We start from the raw sequence: 21,717 nt of genomic DNA, 5'->3' as shown, positions 1-21,717 counted from the left end.
ACTAAACATCTTATTCTACCTCCTGTGCAGAAGGCTCTTGTGTTTTAATTTCCTCAAGTTTGTTAGAAGACATGTTGATATACTCATCATTACCTGATAACGCACCAATTAATGCACCTCTGACCACAATACCCTTCATTCTGTTTTTCTCATCGACAACGGCAATCGGAATGTTTGCTGCATCAGATACTGCGTCAAAGATTTCTGTCAAATACGTAGATTCCAATACTGTCGTGAATTCTTTATCGAGAACTGTTTCAAGCGACGCTCCCATTTCTGCCGCCTTTTTCGCTGCTTGTGCAGAAATAACACCTAATAAATGCTTTTTCTTATCTACTGCATAGATAGACGAAATCCCAAGGTTTTTCATGAGCGTGAGCGCAACACGTGCCCCTTTGTCGATCTGAATTGTTTCTGCACGTTTCATAATATGACCAGCGGTTAATACTTTAGAAAGGTCGACATCTTCAACGAAACGTTCAACATATTCATTCGATGGGTTCATCAGGATTTCTTCTGGTGTTCCGATTTGAACGATATTTCCGTCCTTCATGAGCACAATGCGGTCGCCAATCCGAAGCGCCTCATCTAAATCATGGGTAATGAAAATGATCGTTTTTCCTACAGATGTATGAAGCTCAAGCAATTCATCCTGCATATCTTTACGAATTAATGGATCGAGTGCGCTGAATGCTTCATCCATTAATAAAATGTCAGGGTCATTTGCTAATGCACGTGCCAATCCAACACGCTGCTGCATCCCGCCACTTAATTGGTTTGGGTACTGTTCTTCAAAGCCTTCAAGTCCAACAAGCTTTAAGGATTCAAGCGCTTTTGAGCGGCGTTCTTCTTTGTCTACACCTTGTAATTCAAGACCGTACTCTGTGTTCTCAAGAATCGTACGGTGGGGGAACAATGCGAAGTTTTGGAAGACCATGCTGATCTTTTTCCGTCTGACTTCACGCAATTGATCCTTTGACATATTTGTTATCATATCCCCATCAATAAATATTTCTCCGGAGGTTGGTTCGATTAACCTATTTAGCAGCCGCACAAGTGTGGACTTTCCGCTCCCTGATAGCCCCATGATGACAAATATCTCGCCGTCATACACATCAAAATTTGCTCGATTGACACCAACTGTTGCGCCGGTCTCTTTTAGGATCTCTCTTTTTGTTTTCCCTTTTCCAAGCATTTGAGATGCTTTTTTAGCATTTTTACCGAAAATTTTAGATACATTATTTATCTTGATTTTGATAGTTCTCTCTTCAGAATTCATATTTTCCCTCCAAATTAGCATCTTTATAACCGTAACATAAGCGTTATGATGCGAACAATCTTTAGAATTCGCTTATTTCCGCACAATATGTATGAATTCCATATAGAGGTCTGGTGATTAGAGTTTATACGCCGTATTACTCGTAAATCCTATAGAATGCTTCATAAACTACATATTTTACGGGGTATTTCCTCTCATCAGACAATATTTTACTGGAAATTCCTAATTATGCTAAAAAATAACTCGAATCCTCACCATAGCGGACTTTTCCAAACGTGGGTGAACCATTCCCCTGAACAGGATTTACCCGAAAATGGTCACATAAAAACCTTTTTTCTTCAAATTTTAATAAAATTGATGGAAAAACTGCCTGCAACTTTAGTTACAGACAGCTTATTTTTTAGGACTCTAGGGCAGCCCGCTTAATATTATCTTGCAATTCAAGCATACGTTTTGTTCCATCTTCGCGTAATCGTTTGTTTTCTTCTTCGATCTGTTTCGTCTCTTTCATCCCTTGTACAATTGTATTAAAGGAAGATTCGATCGTTTCGATGTCGATACTTGGACGTCCAGACAATTTGGCAATCTCCACACTTTGACTTGAGATGTTTTCAGCATTTCGTTTCAGCATTTCATTTGTTCTTCTATCCAGCTCACTCATTGAATCAGCCACAAGCTTTTGTCTCTTCGCTGTAACAGCTTGAATGATCCCATTTTTAAAAATTGGAATGGTGATGATGAACGCTGAGTTGATTTTACCGATTAATTTCGTATTCCCACGCTGCAGCAAACGAATTTGCGGTGCCGTTTGAAGAGCCACCATCCGTGCCATATCAAGGTCATATACACGCTCTTCCAATGCTTGAATGCCGTTACGAAGTGTATCAAGCTCCATTTGTGCCAGCTGGTTTCCACTAGCCGCTTTTTCTTCATAAGAAGGAACCAATTGCTTTAATTCTTCGATTTTCATTTGACCTGCAACAACATACTTTTCAAGCTCCATATAGTATTGAATGTTATGCTCATACATTTCTTCAAGCGTCACAGTCGATTTGGTCATTTCGTCTTTATATTTACTGATTTCTACATTAATTTTTTCAATCTCTGCACCGAGCGTTTGATATTTACTGAAAATCTTTTCAATCATGCTGCCGCCGCGCTTAAAGATTTTTGACAACAAACCACCCTTTGGCTCGTCAAAATCATTTTTATCAAAACGATCCATAATTTTTCCAAGCTGCGTCAGCATCGTTCCTGAGTCAGTGACACTTGTTGAACGCATCATCGAAAGAATACGATCAGAGAACTTAGAGATTTCAACGGCCGGCTGTTTTCCGTATTCAAGCAGCTCCAGCTGATTTTTCGCATCGATCTGTCTCGCAATATTTTGCACTTCTGGTTCATTTCGAAGCTGAACGCGGATATCGTCTGCCTTCTCAATGGAGATTTCCTCTTTATCAATTGAAATGATGTCATTTCCGTTTGTATTTGTCATAAGCTTTGATCTCCTTATCGATTTTTAATGGATTGAAATAACTTTCTGACGATGGATGGCTCTTTAAACTCCTGATTCATGACCATCTCATCAAGCCAATGGGTATCAAATAATTGGTCATCTATATACCGCTCGATACACTGGTATCCCGCCGGATGATACACGAAGAGATCCACCCCCATTTCGTTTAGGAAAATGAGGGCAGCCGCATCAGAACGAGTCAGCTCACCATTATATTCCGTATGGTATAAAATCACTTTCGGTACGGTTTGTGCATAATCAAAGGTTTGAATGAGTTCAATGAGCTCCTGGCCGATATGCAGTATCTGTTTGAATAAATAAATACGGACATCTAATTCGGTCTCATTGCCTTCTTTTAATAGCTTTGGATGCTGACAGATTCGAGATACCGCCTCTGCTATCGCACGCTGCGCGCCCTCATATAGATGAGAAAACTGCCATACATTGCTTTTCATTAATAATTCAGGATCAATCTCTCCAGCAGACGAAAGGGCATGCTGATAATGAAATTGATAATTCGAAGACACTTCTTTCGTAAAAGGAAAATGGCGAATGGTCTTCGTCTCTTTCCCTTCCATTAATGTGTGGATACGATACCAGTATTCACGCTTGTCTCGTGTGACCCCCATCATTTTCGCAAAGAGATTCGGAATCTGTATCGTGTCCCGGTCTGCTTGAAAATTAGGGCGGATAAAGGAACGTTCCTTTGCAATTAAAAACAGCTCATCATACGTTGTCTTCAGCGTAATGGAATGAGGGGTATGATCTCTGAATTGCCACGGCTTATACAGCATTGAATCTTCCGTGTGGAGCACCTCTTCAAGCTCTCTTGTCGAGCGGTACGCCACCGTTGATTTCCTCTCAGGCTTTTCAGTAGGGAACGGTTCAAGCTTTGAATTTCCCGGATACTGATCAATAAAAGTCAGCTTTTCTTCTGGATCTAATTCGCGGAACGAATCCTCGCCCTCTGGATGAAATAGCACAACATCACAGCCAATCAGCATGACATAGTAAAGAAAATAAAGCTGACTTTTATTCGCCTCTCCATACCAAATGACAGCCGGCATTTTTTCTTCTATATTGGCTTCCTTCAGCCATGGACCTAGATGATTATTTGAAAACTTCACTACATCCAGCAGAACCCGGCGGAAATCGGGATGCTGAAATCCACCCTCATGCATCTGTTTGAAATGCTCAAACACCTTGATCAATGAAAGGCGGATATGCCGGTTCATCACAGGGTTTGGATGGCGTACAATCAGCTGTTCACCATCTAAAAAAGCCACAAAGCGATTCACGGACAATCCCTTTTCTTCTTGGTTAATCAAATGAATGCGTTGAAGCGCTTGAAAATGCTCCGGCTCAATATGACGATTGAGCGTTTCACTTAAAATATGAACACCATCTGTTTCATATAATTCATGTAAATAAATAAAATAATCGGTTGCATCATGCGGAGTTCCAAGGACCCGGACGGCGAGACGCGGCAAGGACAATGTATGCTCGTCCTTTACATAACCGTCTCTTTCAGGGAGCGGCTTTTTCAGCACGTTTTTCCAGGCTTCCTGCTCCGCCCGTGTATGGTTGACATCGATTTCTTTATAACTCACGCCGCTCCTTCCTTTCTCCTATATTTTCTCGAAAGCTACTACTATCATATCATTCACCCTTCTACTTCTGCTATCGAATCGAAGGCTTTTTTACGGTCGTCATCTGCTTCATGACACAAGCGGTGATTTCATCTGCTGCTGCCATGCCCGATGCTGCTGTCGGCTCAAGTAGTGGGTCAAAGTCGAGCACTTCTCCATGCCTTGGGGCAAAGCCCATATCCGCCTGACGAATAAGACCTGCATCTAAAAGGGAATCGCCTGCACCATATACATATTCAAGCTCCAGCCGTTCCTTTAAAAAAGCAACAGCATCCCACTTATTCAGCGGCTCCGGAATAAAATAAAGCTTCCGTCCTTGAAGAGACACCTGCCAGCCTCTCTCCTCGCCCCACAGCTTCAATTCAGCAAGTGGAATGTGAGACAAATACTCATCTTTCATAATCAAATAAAGAAATTTCCCCTCTGCTGTCCGGGTACGCTTCACCCATGCCGCAACTGGAAGGTCGGAGATGGCTTTCAGCATCTCTCTGACTGACATACACGCTTTGAGCCTCTCATCAACGATGACCTGCCAATCCTCAAGCGGCTTGCCGTGATGAAGGATACAGCCCCCATTTGTCGTAACGGCATACTCCGGTTTGAGCTTTTGCTGAAAGAAGGTGATCCGTTCATACTGAGCGGTCGTTCTTGTCGTCACTGGAATGAACCAGCCCAGTTGATGGATTGTCTGCAAGGATTTTTTCGTTTCAACCGACATATAGGAAAGCGGCCGTTCATCCAGCACCTCAACTAAATCATAATCTCCTTCATACTCATACTGATCCAGCACTCGATGTGAGTAAATCAGTGTCCGGTCTAAATCACTAGCAAACGCACTTGTCTTCATGACGTCTGCTCCAGCGGACGAATGAGCCCACAGCACGTATAGGACATATTGGCATATTCAATGACAGGAACGCCTCTGTCCTCTGCCAAAAGCAAAATATGCTTCAGCTTCTCCTGAGACCCAGGCTGAATCAGGATTTTCCAAGGGATTCTTCTAAGCAGCACACGGGTCGTCTCACCAACACCCGGCTTAATCAAATGGGTATTTTTAATTTGAAACTCCTGACCGATCGCTTCAATGGACGCCATCCCCCGCCAGTCCGCAGGCATTCCCTGTGTGAGGATGGTCTCTGCTTTCTCTCGTACATTTGGTTCGAGGCTAGAAAATGCTTCTTCAATTGTATCCACATACAGATTGGACACATCCTCATCAAGCAGCTCTTCATAATACTTCGCCCCATGGAAATCATCGGCACTGATCCAGCGGTTGTTTAGTACCGTTCGACTGACAAGTCCAGATACCGTCGAATTCAAGCAGGCACTTGGAATGAGAAAGTCCTCTCTCGTTCCGTAGACATTTGTACAATAGCCAGGGTCAGCTAGTACAGCCAGTTCACTAGAAAGACGAATATCATACTTTCTTTCAAAATCAATCACAGCTTTTTGGAGCTCTCTCGAAATCGCACCTTTTCCGGTCCATCCATCAATAAAGGCAACCTCAAAGCCCGGATGTTCTTTGAGCATATAATGCAGCGCATTCTCATCTATTCCTCGGTCACGAATAATAGAGATGCTGTAATGAGGCAGTTCAAGACCATATGTCTTTCGAATATATCGTTTGATGAGCACCCCGATCGGCGTTCCCGCCCTTGCCAAACTGCAAAGAACCGTTTGGAAGCCTCGCTTTTTCACAATCTGTTCTGCTACCACAGCTACTGCTTCTGCTACCTTTTCCTTACTTTCTTTCAGAGATTGATAGAATAAATCCATATAAGATTCCGTTGGTTTATACTCAATCGGCAGCATTTCTGAATAATGCGCACCGCTCTGAATCGAACGCTCCCGCTCTTCTGTACTTTTCTCCATCTCAATGGATGATAAATCTTTGAGTAAGAAGGTTACATCCTGCTCTGGATAGCTTCCCATCTTTGTATACACATTAGCCATTCACCTTCACCTCGTCTGATAAAGTCACAATATGCACATGCTTCACATGCCGCTCGGCAAATAAGTGAACAAGCGGACGCAATGCCTCCTGAGAGACCTTTTTCTCAAAAAAGAGAAATACATCATCGTATTGATCTTTTGGTATGTTGTACACGTAGTGCTGAATTCGGGCATCCTCTGGACTCACAAAGGTAAACCCATTTTGAACAGCGTATCCATCCTTTTCAACAGGGTGAATTGGGCTTCTCGTCGTTGAATGAAAGAGAACGCCTTCTCCCATATGTGCAGCCAGTCTCATCGGCACATACATCAGCTCACCTGTTCCTAAACAAAGTGTCTGCTTTCCTTTGCGTTCCTTCTTCAGTTTCAGCCCAGCCTCTGCAGCTGCTTGGTCGATGGCTGCCGTATCTGCTGCGTTTAAACCAAAACGGCCCGTTTCATGTATATATGGCGAATGACCTGCCGAATTTGCTGCATGAGAAAGTGCATACGGCTCGTGCTTAAAGAAAGATTGAAGAGAGTGAACAGAGAGACTTGGCAGATCCTTTTGCTCAGCAATCTCATACGAATAAGCTGGCTCATCCAGCGTTTTGCCCCGAAAGACCATTTGCCCTTTTAATAAAGACAATGATGTGATGTGAATACCAAGCTCCTCTTCAAGCTCACACATGGCTTTCTCGTGCTCCTCAGTCCGCCAGTCCAAAATAGAAAGAATCGTGTAAGAATGCCGCGGATGCTTTGCATGAAGGTCCCGAATGATATTGATATTCGTACGGCCTGTCGTGACTTCATCATCTACTAGCACGATGGGACGGTCTGTGCGAAGTAATGCTTCGTCTGCATAACAAAGCTGATCCGTCGCATGCGAATGCTCTTCTTCAAATACCAATGAAGGATCAAGATCCAGCAGCTGTTCACGTGTCGTATGGATGTAAGATGCTCCTTCTATTACGTCATACACACCATGCCCCAGTGCTGTTGCTGTTTCTGCAAAGCCGATCACGATCGGCTGTTTTCCTGCTGAAAGCTTCTCCTTTTTGAGCACTTCGTAGGCTTTAGTTAATGCCATGTGGTCATCCGTCTTGAGTGCTTCTACTAAAAGGTCTTGATGCGGAGATGTCTTGCCTGTTTGCTCTTGGGCATATGCCATGGCTAAAAGACCCGAGACAAGGAGCGGTTTTACTGGATGAACAGGAATATGCTTACCGAGCACCTTACTAACGAATAAAAAGGCTCTTTTTTTGTTCACCCTTGCTGCCATGTCAAAAAGATGCTCTTTTTCCAGCTGAAGCGCACCTTCTTTGAGATCAAGCTCAACTTCCATATGTTCCAAGATGCTCAGCGTATGCGGCTTCTGCTTCTGTGAGTATGTCGATATAGCTTCTATTTTCATGAAACACCCCGTAAATATCTGACTTAATTAAAATGTGCTCTGCCCACCGGTAATGCGGCTTCGTTTCATTCATTTTATTAGAGAAGGTACTCTTCATTACGCCAACTGTGCCGTCTGCATGTTCAAGAATGCTTAATGCATCCATATACTCTTCCTTCGTCACAACATACATGCTTTGCACCGGCTTAAGATGTGTTGGATGAATGACCGTCTTTCCATGAATGCCGTTAGCCACATCGAGTTTTGTCTCCTTGAGTAAACCTTGTACGTCATCAAATTCAGATAAAGACGGTTCACCGCTCCTATGAGAAAGCGCACGGATGAATGGCTTTTGTTCCTTTCGAGCAGGGCCAAAATGCTCCCACACAGCCCCAGATATTACAAAGGAACGCCCAAAATAATTGATGATATCTGTGATTAAATCTGCAATCAATTTGATCTCATAGATGGTCGTGTCACGATCACGGCGAATACCGTACAAACCACAAAGATCCGTTGCCCCAATGCGAATATTCAAAATATATTCCTCGTCATTCAGCAAGATCTGCTTTAACTCAGACAACACCGTATCTCTTGTTTCTTTTTCTAATAAATCGGGTGTTTCCAAAATGGGCATCCCATAAAGTGTTGTCCGCGTTTGGGACGATGCCTGTTTCAGACTGTCCAAATAATCCTTCGCATTATGAACTGAACACTTCGGGAACACAAAACCGGTAAGTAATTGAAGAGAGGAACCGAGCAAGTCTGCCATTTTAAGCAGCTGTTTCGGCGAACGAACACGAATAAATAAAAGAGGCAAATGTTCAGCCGTTTCAGGAGCATGCGTTACTTTCTCTTTGAGACTGGCCAATTGTGCCACTAGATTCTGTTCGGCCATGTCCACTTCTTGATCACCGATGGCATCCTCCAAGCAAAATACAACAGAGCAAAGCGCTTCATATTTCTGTGACAGCAGCATATCTGCTATATCTTGTCTTGTCGCAGGCATATACAAAGTAGCACCTAATGCATGCGCAAGAACATGCCTCTGTGTCAGTGGATGCATCGCCCCTGGCCGCTTGAAAAAAAGATCGTGCTGCCTCGCCTCTGATAAAAATCGAAAATACCGCATGCTGTGCCACCTCCTGTTGTTTAGAGAAAATAAATGACCTGATGATTCAAAAAAGGATGGAGCCGCTAGTCAACTCCATTCCTTTTTGATCGTCCTATTCTTCTTTTGAAGCCGCAGCTTCGTTTGTCACATCTTGATGTTTCTTCTTATTGATTTTATGAACAATAAACGTCCCGATAAATGCTAGGATAATAATTGCAAAGAATGCGACATGCGGAATTTCAATATGAGCAGCACTTAAGCCCATTTTGATAGCAATAATTCCAATGAGAATAAACGCTGTATTCTCAAGCTCTGGAATACGGTCAATGAGGACAAGGAATAACTGTGCCACTGTACGCATCATGAGAATTCCAAGCATTCCGCCTAATAGCAGAATCCATACTTCCTCAGATACAGCGAATGCCGCAAGAATACTGTCCACCGAGAAGGCAAGGTCCATAATTTCCACAGAAATAACAGTTGCCCAAAACACGCCAAATACACGAACCATCCAGCCTTCTTTTTTCAATTCCTTCGCTTCGTCATCGCCATCGCCTAACCAGAAGTGCTTAATGACAAGCCATGCTAAATATGCAGCTCCGAGGACCTTAATCCACCAGAACTTAATAAGCAGCATCCCTACGCCAATGAATAGAAAACGGAAGAAATAAGCGCCAATTAATCCGTAGGTTAATGCCTTTTTACGCTGCTTTTCTGGTAAATGTTTCACCATGACAGCTAATACAAGCGCGTTATCTGCTGATAACAATCCTTCAAGCACAACAAGGGTCCCAATGAGCCCCCAAGAGACAGGGTTTGTTAATACCTCTGCCCACATATGCCAATCAAAAAACGAGGCATACGTGTCCAACATATGTTTCAAAATATCCAACTGGTTTTCCTCCTATAAGTGTAGAAGCATCAGCAGGCTTTCGCCTGCTGTTATTCTTGACCGCTGTTTCTTTCTCACTTTGGAAAAGGCCCTCATATGAGTCATTGGCAGCGCCACTTGAATCGATTTGTTTCTATCGTTTACACTTCTAACCCATAATTTTGACAAAGAGCTGCAAGTCCGCCAGAGAATCCGCTTCCGATGGCGTTAAACTTCCAATCGCTTCCATGGCGGTACAACTCACATACCACAACAGCTGTTTCAATTGAGAAGTCTTCCCCTAAATCAAAGCGAATCAATTCTTCCCCGCCCTCTTCATTTACAACCCGAACAAACGCATTAGAGACTTGTCCAAAATTCTGGCTGCGCGTCTCTGCATCATGAATCGTAACTGTAATTCCGATACGATCAATGTTAGCAGGAATTTTTGAGAAATCAACGAGAATTTGCTCATCATCTCCATCTCCTTCGCCCGTCCGGTTATCACCTGTATGAGTGACACTGCCGCTTGGGTGCTGAAGGTTATTATAAAAGACAAAATCTGTGTCTTGCTGACAACGATTGTTTGCATCGACTAAGAAAGCCGAAGCGTCCAAATCAAATTCGGCTCCACCAGAATATTTATTCGTATCCCAGCCAAGACCGATCATCACTTTCGTCAGCCCTGGGTTGGTTTTTGTTAAATCGACACGTTGTCCTTTTGAAAGCTGAATCGCCATATTCGTACCTCTCCTGTCTTTGAAAATATGAAACTAGCCGTTACCCGATATCTAAACCGAAGTCCGTTGCAATGCGGGCAAGTCCGCCTTGATAGCCCGATCCGACAGCTGAGAATTTCCATTCCCCGCCATGACGGTATAATTCACCTACAATAATCGCTGTCTCGATGGAGAAGTCCTCTGCCAAATCGTAGCGAATGAGTTCTTCATTTGATGCCGCATTTAAAATACGCACATATGCGTTCGTTACTTGTCCGAAATTTTGACTGCGCGCTTCCGCATCATGAATCGTAATGACAAATGAAATCTTCTCAATACTCGCTGGTACAGCTGATAAGTCGATATTGACTTGCTCGTCATCTCCGTCTCCTTCACCAGTGCGGTTATCGCCTGTATGTACGACACTGCCGCCACCGCCAGTTGTTTGATTGTAAAAGACAAAATCCGATGGAGAGCTTGCCTTACCTGCCGCATCTAAAAGAAATACACTTGCGTCTAGATCAAAGTCATGTCCGCCGTCATACTTATTGACGTCCCAGCCAAGACCGACGACCACTTTTGTTAAACCTGGATTCGTTTTTGTTAAATCAATTTTTTGACCTTTCGCTAAGGAAATTCCCACTAGGAATCTCTCCCTTCTGATTAAATATAGTTTCTCGTAATATCGGCAAGCTTCGCATCATTTGTACCGTTTCCAACAGCCGCAAACTTCCAATCATTCTCATGACGATAAAGCTCTCCAACGATTAACGATGTTTTCCCTGCATACTCATCTTTTAAATTATATTTCACTAATTCTTGATTGTTTGAACGATCCACGATGCGAATGTACGCATTTTGAATCATACCAAAATGTTGATTTCTTCTTAGTGCATCATAGATGTTCACAACAAACACCAATTTATTCACATTGCCTGGCACCTTGCTCAAGTTGACGAGGACTTGTTCATCATCTCCGTCTCCTTCACCAGTCAGGTTGTCACCTGTATGCTCGACGCTACCGCATTTGCTTTTCAAGTTGCCAAAATAAATCAAATCTTTATTTTCCGTAAACTTATCATTTTTCAGCATGAGCACTGAAGCATCACAATCAACATCAGCGCCGCCTCCGCCGCCAAACAGCTTTCCTAAAAATCCGCCGCCTTGTGATACAGGGTCCCAGCCAAGTCCAACAAGAATATTCGTTAGCCCTGCTTTGCCTTTTGTTAAATCAATACGTTGACCTTTTTCTAATGTAATCGCCAAATCAATCACTCCTCCAGCATAATAAAAATCTATTTATTAAGCGATGGACCCTATTAAAATTATCATACATGAAAATTCGACAAAATTCATGATATGACATTGGAGCCTCTTACTCTTTTTTCTATTTACTAGTATATACGATCTATGTTCAAGATAGGTTTCAAACAGATGATATTTTTTTAACGAAAGATCCATGTTGAAAATGGTTCATGTCGTAAATGAAGTGTTTCATGTGAAACATTGTCGAATGTTCCCGGTAAGCAGCTCTAGCTGAATGAACGAAGTGTAGGCATCATTTCACTTGGTTTTATATGTTGATATAGAAAATATAAAAGCTTGCGATCGAGAGATAAACCCTTTCGTTTCCTTCTATTCATGGATTTCTTTATACTTGAGATGAAGAACATTGACCGTGTCGATGAAAGGATGTTGATGATGCCATCACTTCACATATTAGATCAAGTCGCTATTCCTAAAGGTCAGACAGCCCAAGAGACATTGATTCACACAACGCAGCTGGCTCAGCTTGCGGAAACTCTTGGATATGAGCGTTATTGGTTTGCTGAACACCACAGCACAAGAGGGCTCGCTAGTACAGCACCTGAAATATTAATGGCACATATTGCTGCTCATACATCAACCTTACGTACCGGGTCTGGCGGCATTTTACTTCCGCAGTACAGCCCCTTTAAAGTAGCAGAGGTCACGCGGCAGCTTGAGGCTCTTTATCCTGGACGAATTGAAATCGGTGTCGGCAAATCTCCGGGCGGAATTGAAAGGACGAGACTGGCTTTGACGGACGGCGTGCATAAAGACCTGTCTCAGTTTGACCGCCAGCTGAAGGATCTTCTATATTACTTATCAGACAGCCTGCCTTCTGGGCACCCGCATGCAGGAGTCAAAGCTTCTCCGCTTGTCGATGCTCATCCGCCGGTTTGGCTGCTTGGTCTAGGAGAAAATAGTGCCATGCAGGCGGCGGAGCTTGGGATCAACTATATTTTTGGTCACTTTATCCACCCTGCACGCGGCAAACAAGCATTTGAGACGTACCGGTCTCACTTTTCTCCATCTGTCTTTTCTACGCAGCCGCACGCTATGTTTGCCGTTTTTGTCATCTGTGGTGAAACAGATGAAGAGGCTGACCGGATCGCCAGCAGTACAGATTTATGGCTGCTGCGTGTTGAAAAAGGACTGGACAGCCGCGTACCTTCTATAGAAGAAGCCAGTGCCTATCACTACACCACGCAGGAAAAGAAAAAAGTGTTACAAAACCGCCAGCGGATGATTGTCGGCTCAAAAGCAACGGTGAAAGAGCAATTACTTAGCTTGATGGATCGCTATCAAACGGATGACATCATGATTCTAAACAATTCTTTTGATCCGATAGAAAAACAGCGCTCCTTCAAACGAATCGCAGAATTATTTTGAAGCCAATCCCCTTGGCTTCTTTTTTTACATTGTCATAAAAAATGGGAAATGTAACATCAAGATGTCAAAATCCTTCCGTCTGTCATCTGATCGCAAATGTGTCTTCTAATCGTTAGCGAACTGTAAACGCATAAGGGGTGTACCTTTTATATAGTAGAGGTACATATTAAAGAATCGTTTACGACGCTAGAAGGAAGGAGATGACAGGCCATGAAAAAGAGACTCGATTGGGTCGATGCGGCTAAAGGAATCGGCATTCTGCTCGTGGTCATGGCGCATGTGCCCATTCCAGATTCGTTAAAGCAATTCATTTACTCTTTTCATATGCCGCTTTTCTTTTTACTATCAGGCATGATGTTTCGATCATCCTCACACCCTGCTCTGTCATTTATTCAGAAGAAAGCCAAGAGCTTACTCTTGCCCTATCTCTATTTCTCCATCATTACGTATGTTTTCTGGTTCTCCGTTACTCGGTTTTTTGCCTTTAAGGGACAAACGGATATTGATCCTTTCGTTCCGTTTACAGGTATTTTTATATCCAATGCAGATGAAGCTAGACTCACGCATAACCCAGCCATCTGGTTTTTAACGACGCTCTTTTTAGTGGAAATTATATTTTTCTTTATGCACCGTCTGACAAAAGGGAAACCTGCTGTCTTGATCTTACTGACCGTTCTTTGCGGAGGTGCTGGATATGCCTCTACATTGCTTTTAGACCAAAGTCTGCCTTGGAATGCCAATGTCGCCTTGACGGCTGTTGTGTTTTATTCAATTGGATTTTTGGCAAAGCAATGGTTTGTGGAATTAAAAACAGATCCAACCCTTCTTCTATGTACAGGTCTGCTTGTACTGACGGCTTACATGCAAAGCTTGAATTCACGGGTCGATATGCGCGTTAACGACTATGGCGATCTCTTTCTTTTCTATGCATGTGCACTGCTCGGTTCAGCTGCCGTGATTTATTTAAGCTTTAAATTCAAAACGTCCCCTATTTTGACGTATCTCGGACGAAATTCTATTGTTATTCTTGTCTTGCAGTTTGCCGGCATCGATATTATGAAAGCATTTGTTTATTATGGACTTGGCATCAATATTGCGGATACAGCGCAGCTCTCTTGGACACTCTTTTATACGATCGGGACTTTGCTGCTTATGGTGCCGTGTATCTCCTTCCTGAGCAAGTATCCGATGCTGCTCGGCAAACCAGCCAAAGCCGCACACCGCTACGAACAAAAAACATCCGCCGGCTGATCGGGCGGATGCTTTTTGTATTAATCATTGATTTGAGAAGGATAAAGCGTCATTCCTCCATCCACAAATAAGGTGGTGCCTGTGATATACGAAGCTTCCTTAGATACGAGGAATGCAGCGGCGGACCCAATCTCCTTCGGTTCGCCAAAGGCTCTCATCGGAATCTTTTCAAGCTGCTTTTGTTTTTTCTGTTCATCCTGCAAATCATCATTCGATTCGGTCGCCATTGTACCTGGAGCAATCGCATTGATCCGAATACCTGCTTCCGCATAATCAAGAGCCAGCGTCTTCGTCATCATATTCATTCCACCTTTGGAAGTGGAATAGTGAACATTGAACGGGCGCGGTATTTCCTGATGGACACTGGATATATTTAAAATGGACCCTTTGATGTCATGCTCCATCATATAGGCGATCGCAGCCTTTGCTCCTAAAAAGGCGCCTGTGATATTGACATCAATGACTTTTTGCCATTGTTCAAGCGTCATCTCATGCGGCATCGCTTCTTCGCCATTAAAGCCTGAATTATTAACGAACACATCTACTGTACCGAAATGCTCCAGTGCTGTATCCATGATGGCTTGAATTCCTTCCTCTTTGGAGACATCTGCGTGTACTTTCACCGCTTGACCTCCGCGCTGCTGAATGGCTTGTACCGTTTCTTCAGCACCATCTTCATCGCCTTTATAGTTTACAACCACATTCATTTGCTCTTGTCCAAATCGTAATGCGATGGCTTGTCCGATTCCTTTTGAAGAACCTGTGACAATGGCTGTTTTTCCTTTTAAATCTTGATACATCTTCATTTCCCCCAATCACGTGCTTCATCTTGTTGATACACAATGGTTACCCATTTTGAAAAAAAGAAAAACACAACCCTCTGCAATCGTTGACTAAGAGGATTGTGCTGTTCATCAAGCTAAAAGGTGTTATAGACATTTTCACATGTTTCACCGGTTGGCTGATAAAAGCAATGCGACTTATACCTTGCCACAAACGGCTGATTGTACCAAGTCGGTGGACAATTTCCAGGCGGTTTAAAATACCAAAGGCTGAATTTTGCCGGCCAAAATCGTTCTCCGTTAATATTCCTCCGCGCTAGTGCTTTTTCCGTTTCTCGTGCTCGTTGATAAAAATAACCATGCGTGACCGCTTCAAATGCATGCTCCTGATAAATCATTTGTGGAATCGTACGCAGCCCTTTAAAGTCAGAGCAGTTGGCACGCAACCGGTTGATGCCCACATTTCCTACGAGCAGCATCCCTTGCTTCCCTTCACCTTCTGCCTCCGCTCTCAGCAGTCTGGCCATTAGATCAATATCAGAGCTTGTCGCTCTTACCACTGCCATACATCCACCTCCATTTCGTTTCTCTTTTATTTTATGTGGTCTTTCTGTGTAGATGACTGCCATTTTGACGGGAAAAGACACATTCAGTGTCGAGAGCCTGTCTAAACACCTCAACATTTTGCTGGACATGTGTCTCTCTGCCAACAACACACAAACCAAGTGATCATACACATAACAGGAAAAAATATTCATTACTATAGACTCATTTACAAGTCATAAAAATCCTTCTAATTGCTACACCTTCGTCAAAAACAGTCATTTGAACCTATTCAATAATCCGACTCAAAACCTTAAAATATAAAATGTTGAGTTTTTACAGGAGATATCACATCATAAATTACAAGTTTCTCCTCTCAACTTAGTGTCATTTTTACTACTTGAAGCTGTGCGACCTTTGAAACGCACTGAAGTATTGACAGTACTTTCGCTTCATTCTACAGTAAAAAACATACAGTATTTTTCTTTTTGTGCAAAAAGAACGATATGAACTAAAGCTTTCCAATGAAATTCATCATAAACCCGAGGAGGAAAACACGTCATGTTTAAAAAGAAATTATCCCTGTTTCTTCTGATCTTGTGTGTCACTGTTGTCGCTGCTGCTTGTAGTGGTGGAAAAGAAAAGTCAGCTGCAAAGGAAAAAGATACAAAATCCCTTGATGCAGCAGAGGTAAAGGTAGAAAGTGCTGAATACACATTGCCACCTCAATACGATACATCTGTACAGGATGATCAGTATGTTCTAAAAGTGAATGTATCTGTAAAAAATATCAGCAAAGAGCCTCTAAATGTTGATAAAAGCAACTTCACGCTTTACCAAGATGACGCACAGGTGTCTACGATCTCTCCAGATGACTACAACGAAGTATTATCTTCAAGCTCTCTAAATGCAGACAAAGTATCAAAAGGCGGTCTTTTCTTTGTTGTTGACAAAGACAAAGACTATCAGCTTGTGTACAATGAGCCAGGCAGTGGTTCTAAAAAAGATGACAAAACACTAGAGTTCGATATTAAAGGGAAAGACTTAATGAAAAAAGCAGATACACTTCAAGCATCTGCAAAAGCTCTTTCTTCTTATATTGATGTGATGATTTTTGGTAAGAATAACGACGAGTTCGAAAAACTAACAGGTGATAACAAATCAACCGTTATCAACGAATTTGATAAATCATTCAAACAAGGCTACATCACGTCATCAGGTATTTCTTCTAGCTCAGCGAAGGACGAAAACCTTGATAAGCTTCTAAAAGCTGTAAAAGAAACATTAGCTGAAAAATCAAAAGTATCAACAAAAACAAAAGCCATCAGTGGCGATAAAGCCGTTGTGACTGTGACCCTTACACCAATTGATGCAAGCCCGCTTGTCGATCGTTTAAAAGAAAAGGCGACTGAGTTCTACAGCAAAAACCGTACAGCGTCTTATGATGAAGCACAAAAATATTTACTCTCGATCTACCCAGAAGAGTTCAAAAAATTAGGACCATCCTCTTCTGAAGAAACAGTAGAAGTCAACATGAAGAAAAATGACATCGACCAATGGAAACTTGATTTGAACGATTACAAAACAAGCTCATTAGTTGAAAAGTTCATCAAGAACTAAAGAAAAACCCCCGGAAAACGGGGGTTTTTCATTTATCGTTTTTTCGGTTGATTCCTATATTTGATTCCGAAATACAGCCAAGAAAGTAAGATACGGTCTATTACGAAGGATTTTCTTTTGCCGCTTCATACTCTTTTATCACCTCAACCGGATCAACAGCATCCTCCTCTTGTGCGTATTCCTCTACATAAGGAGTGGTTAATTTCTCAAACCTTTGCTCATCGTCTACTAAAGCAATATAAGTTTCGTATCCTTCAAAATCAGATGGATATAAATGTGCAACGGAACTGCCCGTTTCTAACGCTTCATCTATTGCTTTTCTTAATTCCAATAACCCTTTCCTGTTCCCCAAAATAAACGCTTCAAAATGGTGTGTTTGTTGAGCATATATATTACATAACTCTAGCACATCATCGTCATCTGTTTGATAAGACATACACCAATCACCTCTTTAATCAAATTAGGATAATAATGTAAGTTCTCTTCTATTATGCCATTTCTTTAACCCGATCGTGAACCTCTTTTATATGAATCTCTGGATATAAAAAAACTTGTAGAATAATCTACAAGTTTTACTTTCTTTATTTCGCAAGCATCCATTTCTCTTTCATAAACAAGCTTCTCACGATGACAAACAAGATGACGACTGCGAGGGCTGAGGAGCCGAGTGTCAGAGTGATGGACATCGGATCGATGATGCCAAACATCAATTGCTTACACAATGCATGAATATTAAGGAATGGGACAGCAAAGTAGTACGTATCTAGCTGCGTAGCACCTGCTCTCATGGTAAAGAACATTGGGATCACACCTAATGTAATGATCATGGACATGTACGACTGCGCTTCTTTGACTGAGCCTGAAATGACACTGAGTAGCAGTTCAATCATCGATACCATGAATGAGAAGATGATAAGTGCCGCAAACATGACGGCGATAATGCTCCACATTTGATCACCAAAGTTCAGTGCTTGTTTTAGCTTTTCTGTAAAGAGCAGCGTGGATAGAAGCAGCATACCGATTGCTACAATTCCACTTAAAATACCAAACATAGAGACAGCAAGCCATTTTCCTATGAGAATATGAAGTCTGCTGGCAGGTGTCAGGAACAACGCTTCAATGGATTTCCGGTCTTTTTCACCCGCTACAATATCAAGCGCAGCTGGCAAAGCTCCTGAGATAACGGAGGTCACCAAAATCATCGGAAGGAGAATCGACAAAAGCATAGCGGTCATTCCATTTTCCCCTTCATCGCCTTCTTCTACATCAACGGCCTGCACCTGAAATGGATGAATAACAGACGTATTAATTTGATCAGCTGCTAAACGCTTTTCTACGACTTGGTTTTGATACTGCTCCAGTAAGGATTGCAGCATTTGAACCGTTATGACAGAATCATCATCTGTTGTGTACCCATGAATTTTAATCTCAAATGATTTTTGATGCTGAAGCATGTCGTCAGCCTCTTTCGGCATTTCCAGGTAAGCATTCGCCTTCCCTTCTTTGACAGCTTGCTGCGGGTCATCAAATGTTTCAAGCGTGAGGTTTTTGACCTCTTTGATCATTTGATTCATTTCAGTTGGAAGCTTTTCATTGATTGCGACCGTATAGGTTTCATCCCCTGGATCTGCAATCATGCTTTCATAAAAGAACACCAGTCCAAGCATCGTCAAAAGAGGAATCAGCACTGTTAAGAGTAAGGTTTTTCGGTCCCTGAGTGCATCTGTCATTTCTTTTAAAAATACGGTTTTCCACATTATGAAATCCCCCTAGCGAGCTTCGACATAAAGATATAGTTCAAGTCATCACTTTGTTCCTGTGTATATAATTCTGGAAGTGTCCCTTTGTACACAAGCTCTCCTTGATGAATCATCATGACACTGTCACAAAGCTGGCTGACTTCTTCCATGATGTGGCTTGAAAAAAGGATGGTTTTATTTTGCTGCTTGAGCTGATGAATAAAGTCTCTGAAAATATTACTTGATGTGATATCTAAGCCTGTTGTCGGCTCATCAAATAAAATAATGTCAGGATCATGAATCAAGGTTCTAGCAATCGCCACCTTTTGTTTCATTCCTCTTGAGAATCCTTTCACCTTGCGATCCATATATTGTCTCATCCCAAAACGCTTTGCCAGATCCTCTATTCTTGCTTTGATTTCATGCTGATCTAAGCCATATAATTTGCCAAAGTATTCAAGGTTTTCTCGTGCCGTCAAACGATCGTAAAGCCCTGTCTCACCGCCAAACAAAACACCAATTCGCTTTTTCACTTCAGTTGCTTCTTTCACCGTATCAAAGCCTGCGACAGTGACTGTTCCGTGCGTAGGCTCTAATAATGTGGCTACGGCGCGCAATAATGTGGTTTTTCCTGCACCATTTTCTCCTAAGATACCAACGACTTCCCCTTCCTTCACGGAGAACGTCATGTGTTTCATTGCTTTCACGACTTTTTTCTTATCTTTAAACCAGCAGCTGCAATCGCTGAGAGTAATCATTTGGTTCGCCCCTTTCAACTTTCTAAGTCTATGATAGAAAAAATAACGCTTCTCTGACATAAAAATGTCGCGAAACGTCCTTTTTCTGTCTTGAAATGATCTATTTTAAAAAAACAAATGGTAAAATAGACAAATAATAAGAAGAGTCACAGGTGATTTTTATGATAAAAGTAGGTCTCGTTGATGATTACCGAGTAGATTTAGAAAAGCTGCATGCCATTGTGGGCAGAATGGAGGCTGTAGACATTGTCTTTGTCACGCAGTCAGCAGAGGATGCATATAAGAAGGTCAAACAGGGAGACATTGATCTGTTGTTCGCAGACATTGAAATGCCCGGAATGTCCGGTTATGAATTAGCGGATCTCATTCACTCTCACGCACTGAATGTCGATGTTGTATTTGTGACAGGAAACAGTGGATATGCGGTCCATGCGTTTGATTTAAATGTTCATGATTATATTATGAAGCCCTACCAAGCCGATCGAATTGCCAAATCCTTAGATCGCTATCTGTCCACCAAGCAGGAGAAAAGCATTCATGGACGGCTTCTCATTAAGCAGCAGTCAGATATTCATGTGCTGCAAAAGAAGGATGTCATTTTTGTTGAGCGAACAGGCCGGTCAACCACCATTGTCACAACAACAGGAGATATCCAGACATATCAGACATTAAACGAGTTAAAGGGCGATCTGGCTGAAAAAGATTTTATCCGCTCCCACCGATCGTTTATCATCAATATTCATTACATCAAGAACTTCTCGGCGTATGCCAAAAATTCGTTTATCGTGTCTTTTGAAGGTACGGATAAAAAAGCCATGATGACCAAGCAGCAATTAGAATACTTTAAGAAATACTATTTTTAAGGAGAACGAACGTGAACGATTTCTATCTTGGATTCCGCATGTATGCTCTCATATGGCTAGGTCTTGCATTTCACGCAGCTGTTGAAGCTTTTCTGCCGCTATCATCTGGGGTGCTGTGGCTCCTCACCTTTTGTGTGATTTGTCTTTATACATTCTTCATATACAAAAGGTTTTTGCCTCATGTGAGTGATTATGTGATGCTGGGCGCTTTTGTGCTCTTCACCTGTGCAGGTCTTTCCCTTTTTCTGACGCAAGGAAATGGGCTGAGCTCTCTTTTGGCTTTGATGATCATCATGACAGCAGATATCCTTTCATTGAAGATGATGCAGACGGAGAGACGGTTAAATGGACGGCTTCAAGAGCTGATCAACGCAGAATCAAGAACCAATGAATTGCTGCTTGAGCTGCGCAGTAAACATCATGAAACAGCTAGACATTTAAATGCCTTTTCCACGTCGAACGACGAACATGAGATCAAGGATTTGATTCAGCAATACGTGAAACATTTCCCATGGATTAAAGGAGAAAATGCTTATTTGGCCTCAACCTTGCACCCCTTTTTTGAGCGGGCTGAAAAAGAGGACATTGCCCTTTCACTAGACCTTCAAGCACCATTTTCATCGCTTCCCTTTTCTAAGGCGGATCAGGTTAGTTTTACTGGCAACCTGCTTGATAATGCCCTAGATGCGGCGATTGAAGCGAAGCAAGCCGGGAACGAGGGAAGCATCTCAATCACGACCTCTATTCGGAGCGGGCTCTTTTTAATCCATTGTGAGAACAGCACAAAAGGAATGGAAAAACACGTGTTAGACCATTTGTTCAAAACCTATGGCCGCTCGACAAAAGGCGGCGATCATCAAGGAATGGGGACGTATATCATTCATCAGCTTGTTGAAAAGGCAGACGGTACACTTGATTTCACTTACCGTTCTCCAAATTTGCGGCTCGTCATCAAAATCCCCCTCACGATGTCATAAAAAAAAGGTGCAGCTAG

Annotated in this window: 21 protein-coding genes; 5 read left to right on the top strand and 16 right to left on the bottom strand. The window is 42.4% G+C overall.

The annotated features are described in order from the left end of the window. Nucleotides 1-10: 10 nt before the first annotated feature. The 11 genes from opuAA to GKC25_RS01580 all read right to left on the bottom strand — a co-directional run bounded on the left by opuAA (nt 11) and on the right by GKC25_RS01580 (nt 11,739). Nucleotides 11-1,279, bottom strand: a complete 1,269-nt coding sequence (gene opuAA, locus GKC25_RS01630) for a glycine/proline betaine ABC transporter ATP-binding protein OpuAA (RefSeq protein ID WP_034664221.1) — start codon at nt 1,277-1,279, stop codon at nt 11-13. 400 nt (nt 1,280-1,679) lie between these two features. Continuing rightward, nucleotides 1,680-2,774: a toxic anion resistance protein gene (locus tag GKC25_RS01625; protein WP_003217200.1), complete on the bottom strand. Its 1,095-nt coding sequence runs from the start codon at nt 2,772-2,774 to the stop codon at nt 1,680-1,682. A gap of 14 nt (nt 2,775-2,788) precedes the next feature. Next, the gene (locus GKC25_RS01620) at nt 2,789-4,405 is read right to left on the bottom strand and encodes a YceG family protein (RefSeq protein ID WP_034664223.1); all 1,617 of its coding nucleotides are present in this window, start codon (nt 4,403-4,405) and stop codon (nt 2,789-2,791) included. A gap of 70 nt (nt 4,406-4,475) precedes the next feature. After that, nucleotides 4,476-5,291: an HAD family hydrolase gene (locus tag GKC25_RS01615; RefSeq protein ID WP_034664226.1), complete on the bottom strand. Its 816-nt coding sequence runs from the start codon at nt 5,289-5,291 to the stop codon at nt 4,476-4,478. Next, complete coding sequence (locus GKC25_RS01610) at nt 5,288-6,397, bottom strand: cysteine protease StiP family protein (RefSeq protein WP_034664228.1); 1,110 nt, start codon at nt 6,395-6,397, stop codon at nt 5,288-5,290. Before GKC25_RS01610 ends, GKC25_RS01615 begins: the two co-directional genes overlap by 4 nt. Beyond that, on the bottom strand, nt 6,390-7,721 hold the full coding sequence (locus tag GKC25_RS01605; RefSeq protein WP_034664230.1) for a phosphoribosyltransferase family protein: 1,332 nt from the start codon (nt 7,719-7,721) through the stop codon (nt 6,390-6,392). Before GKC25_RS01605 ends, GKC25_RS01610 begins: the two co-directional genes overlap by 8 nt. After that, nucleotides 7,711-8,901, bottom strand: a complete 1,191-nt coding sequence (locus GKC25_RS01600; protein WP_342689889.1) for an HpcH/HpaI aldolase/citrate lyase family protein — start codon at nt 8,899-8,901, stop codon at nt 7,711-7,713. Before GKC25_RS01600 ends, GKC25_RS01605 begins: the two co-directional genes overlap by 11 nt. Before the next feature lie 94 nt (nt 8,902-8,995). Beyond that, the gene (locus tag GKC25_RS01595) at nt 8,996-9,775 is read right to left on the bottom strand and encodes a TerC family protein (RefSeq protein ID WP_034664243.1); all 780 of its coding nucleotides are present in this window, start codon (nt 9,773-9,775) and stop codon (nt 8,996-8,998) included. A 140-nt stretch (nt 9,776-9,915) separates the two neighbouring features. Continuing rightward, on the bottom strand, nt 9,916-10,494 hold the full coding sequence (locus GKC25_RS01590; protein ID WP_034664245.1) for a TerD family protein: 579 nt from the start codon (nt 10,492-10,494) through the stop codon (nt 9,916-9,918). A 40-nt stretch (nt 10,495-10,534) separates the two neighbouring features. Further along, nucleotides 10,535-11,116, bottom strand: coding sequence for a TerD family protein (locus tag GKC25_RS01585; protein WP_034664247.1), 582 nt, complete (start codon nt 11,114-11,116; stop codon nt 10,535-10,537). A 20-nt stretch (nt 11,117-11,136) separates the two neighbouring features. Then, nucleotides 11,137-11,739, bottom strand: a complete 603-nt coding sequence (locus GKC25_RS01580) for a TerD family protein (RefSeq protein ID WP_034664249.1) — start codon at nt 11,737-11,739, stop codon at nt 11,137-11,139. A gap of 435 nt (nt 11,740-12,174) precedes the next feature. Here GKC25_RS01580 and GKC25_RS01575 point away from each other — a divergent pair, with 435 nt between their 5' ends. Next, nucleotides 12,175-13,167 (top strand): LLM class flavin-dependent oxidoreductase, encoded by a 993-nt coding sequence (locus GKC25_RS01575; RefSeq protein ID WP_034664251.1) that lies wholly within the window; start codon nt 12,175-12,177, stop codon nt 13,165-13,167. A 210-nt stretch (nt 13,168-13,377) separates the two neighbouring features. Then, nucleotides 13,378-14,418 carry an acyltransferase family protein gene (locus GKC25_RS01570; RefSeq protein ID WP_034664253.1) on the top strand — a complete coding sequence of 347 codons (1,041 nt, stop codon included), beginning with the start codon at nt 13,378-13,380 and terminating at the stop codon, nt 14,416-14,418. Nucleotides 14,419-14,438: 20 nt separating this feature from the next. On the opposite strand, the gene GKC25_RS01565 is transcribed toward GKC25_RS01570, so the two are convergent. Together GKC25_RS01565 and GKC25_RS01560 are read right to left on the bottom strand one after the other, a co-directional pair. Beyond that, entirely contained in the window at nt 14,439-15,218 is a 780-nt protein-coding gene (locus GKC25_RS01565) for a glucose 1-dehydrogenase (RefSeq protein ID WP_034664255.1), read from the bottom strand. Between the two features lie 119 nt (nt 15,219-15,337). After that, nucleotides 15,338-15,766: a cell wall hydrolase gene (locus GKC25_RS01560; protein WP_034664257.1), complete on the bottom strand. Its 429-nt coding sequence runs from the start codon at nt 15,764-15,766 to the stop codon at nt 15,338-15,340. Between the two features lie 538 nt (nt 15,767-16,304). Between GKC25_RS01560 and GKC25_RS01555 the strand changes: the two genes are divergently transcribed. Continuing rightward, the gene (locus tag GKC25_RS01555) at nt 16,305-17,363 is read left to right on the top strand and encodes a DUF4352 domain-containing protein (protein ID WP_106031549.1); all 1,059 of its coding nucleotides are present in this window, start codon (nt 16,305-16,307) and stop codon (nt 17,361-17,363) included. Nucleotides 17,364-17,463: 100 nt separating this feature from the next. Here GKC25_RS01555 and GKC25_RS01550 read toward each other — a convergent pair whose 3' ends face one another. The 3 genes from GKC25_RS01550 to GKC25_RS01540 all read right to left on the bottom strand — a co-directional run bounded on the left by GKC25_RS01550 (nt 17,464) and on the right by GKC25_RS01540 (nt 19,860). Next, the gene (locus GKC25_RS01550; RefSeq protein ID WP_106031548.1) at nt 17,464-17,799 is read right to left on the bottom strand and encodes a hypothetical protein; all 336 of its coding nucleotides are present in this window, start codon (nt 17,797-17,799) and stop codon (nt 17,464-17,466) included. 145 nt (nt 17,800-17,944) lie between these two features. Next, on the bottom strand, nt 17,945-19,120 hold the full coding sequence (locus GKC25_RS01545; RefSeq protein WP_106043345.1) for an ABC transporter permease: 1,176 nt from the start codon (nt 19,118-19,120) through the stop codon (nt 17,945-17,947). Further along, nucleotides 19,120-19,860, bottom strand: a complete 741-nt coding sequence (locus tag GKC25_RS01540) for an ATP-binding cassette domain-containing protein (protein WP_024427223.1) — start codon at nt 19,858-19,860, stop codon at nt 19,120-19,122. Before GKC25_RS01540 ends, GKC25_RS01545 begins: the two co-directional genes overlap by 1 nt. A 161-nt stretch (nt 19,861-20,021) precedes the next feature. Between GKC25_RS01540 and GKC25_RS01535 the strand changes: the two genes are divergently transcribed. After that, nucleotides 20,022-20,723: a LytR/AlgR family response regulator transcription factor gene (locus tag GKC25_RS01535; RefSeq protein ID WP_034664265.1), complete on the top strand. Its 702-nt coding sequence runs from the start codon at nt 20,022-20,024 to the stop codon at nt 20,721-20,723. Nucleotides 20,724-20,734: 11 nt separating this feature from the next. Further along, nucleotides 20,735-21,700 (top strand): sensor histidine kinase, encoded by a 966-nt coding sequence (locus GKC25_RS01530; RefSeq protein ID WP_187704311.1) that lies wholly within the window; start codon nt 20,735-20,737, stop codon nt 21,698-21,700. Nucleotides 21,701-21,717: the final 17 nt, after the last annotated feature.

The sequence above is a fragment of the Bacillus pumilus genome, assembly GCF_038738535.1.
In the GTDB taxonomy this organism is placed as follows: domain Bacteria; phylum Bacillota; class Bacilli; order Bacillales; family Bacillaceae; genus Bacillus.
Note: the sequence above shows the minus strand (reverse complement) of the source record. Positions and strands in the feature narration are given on the sequence as shown.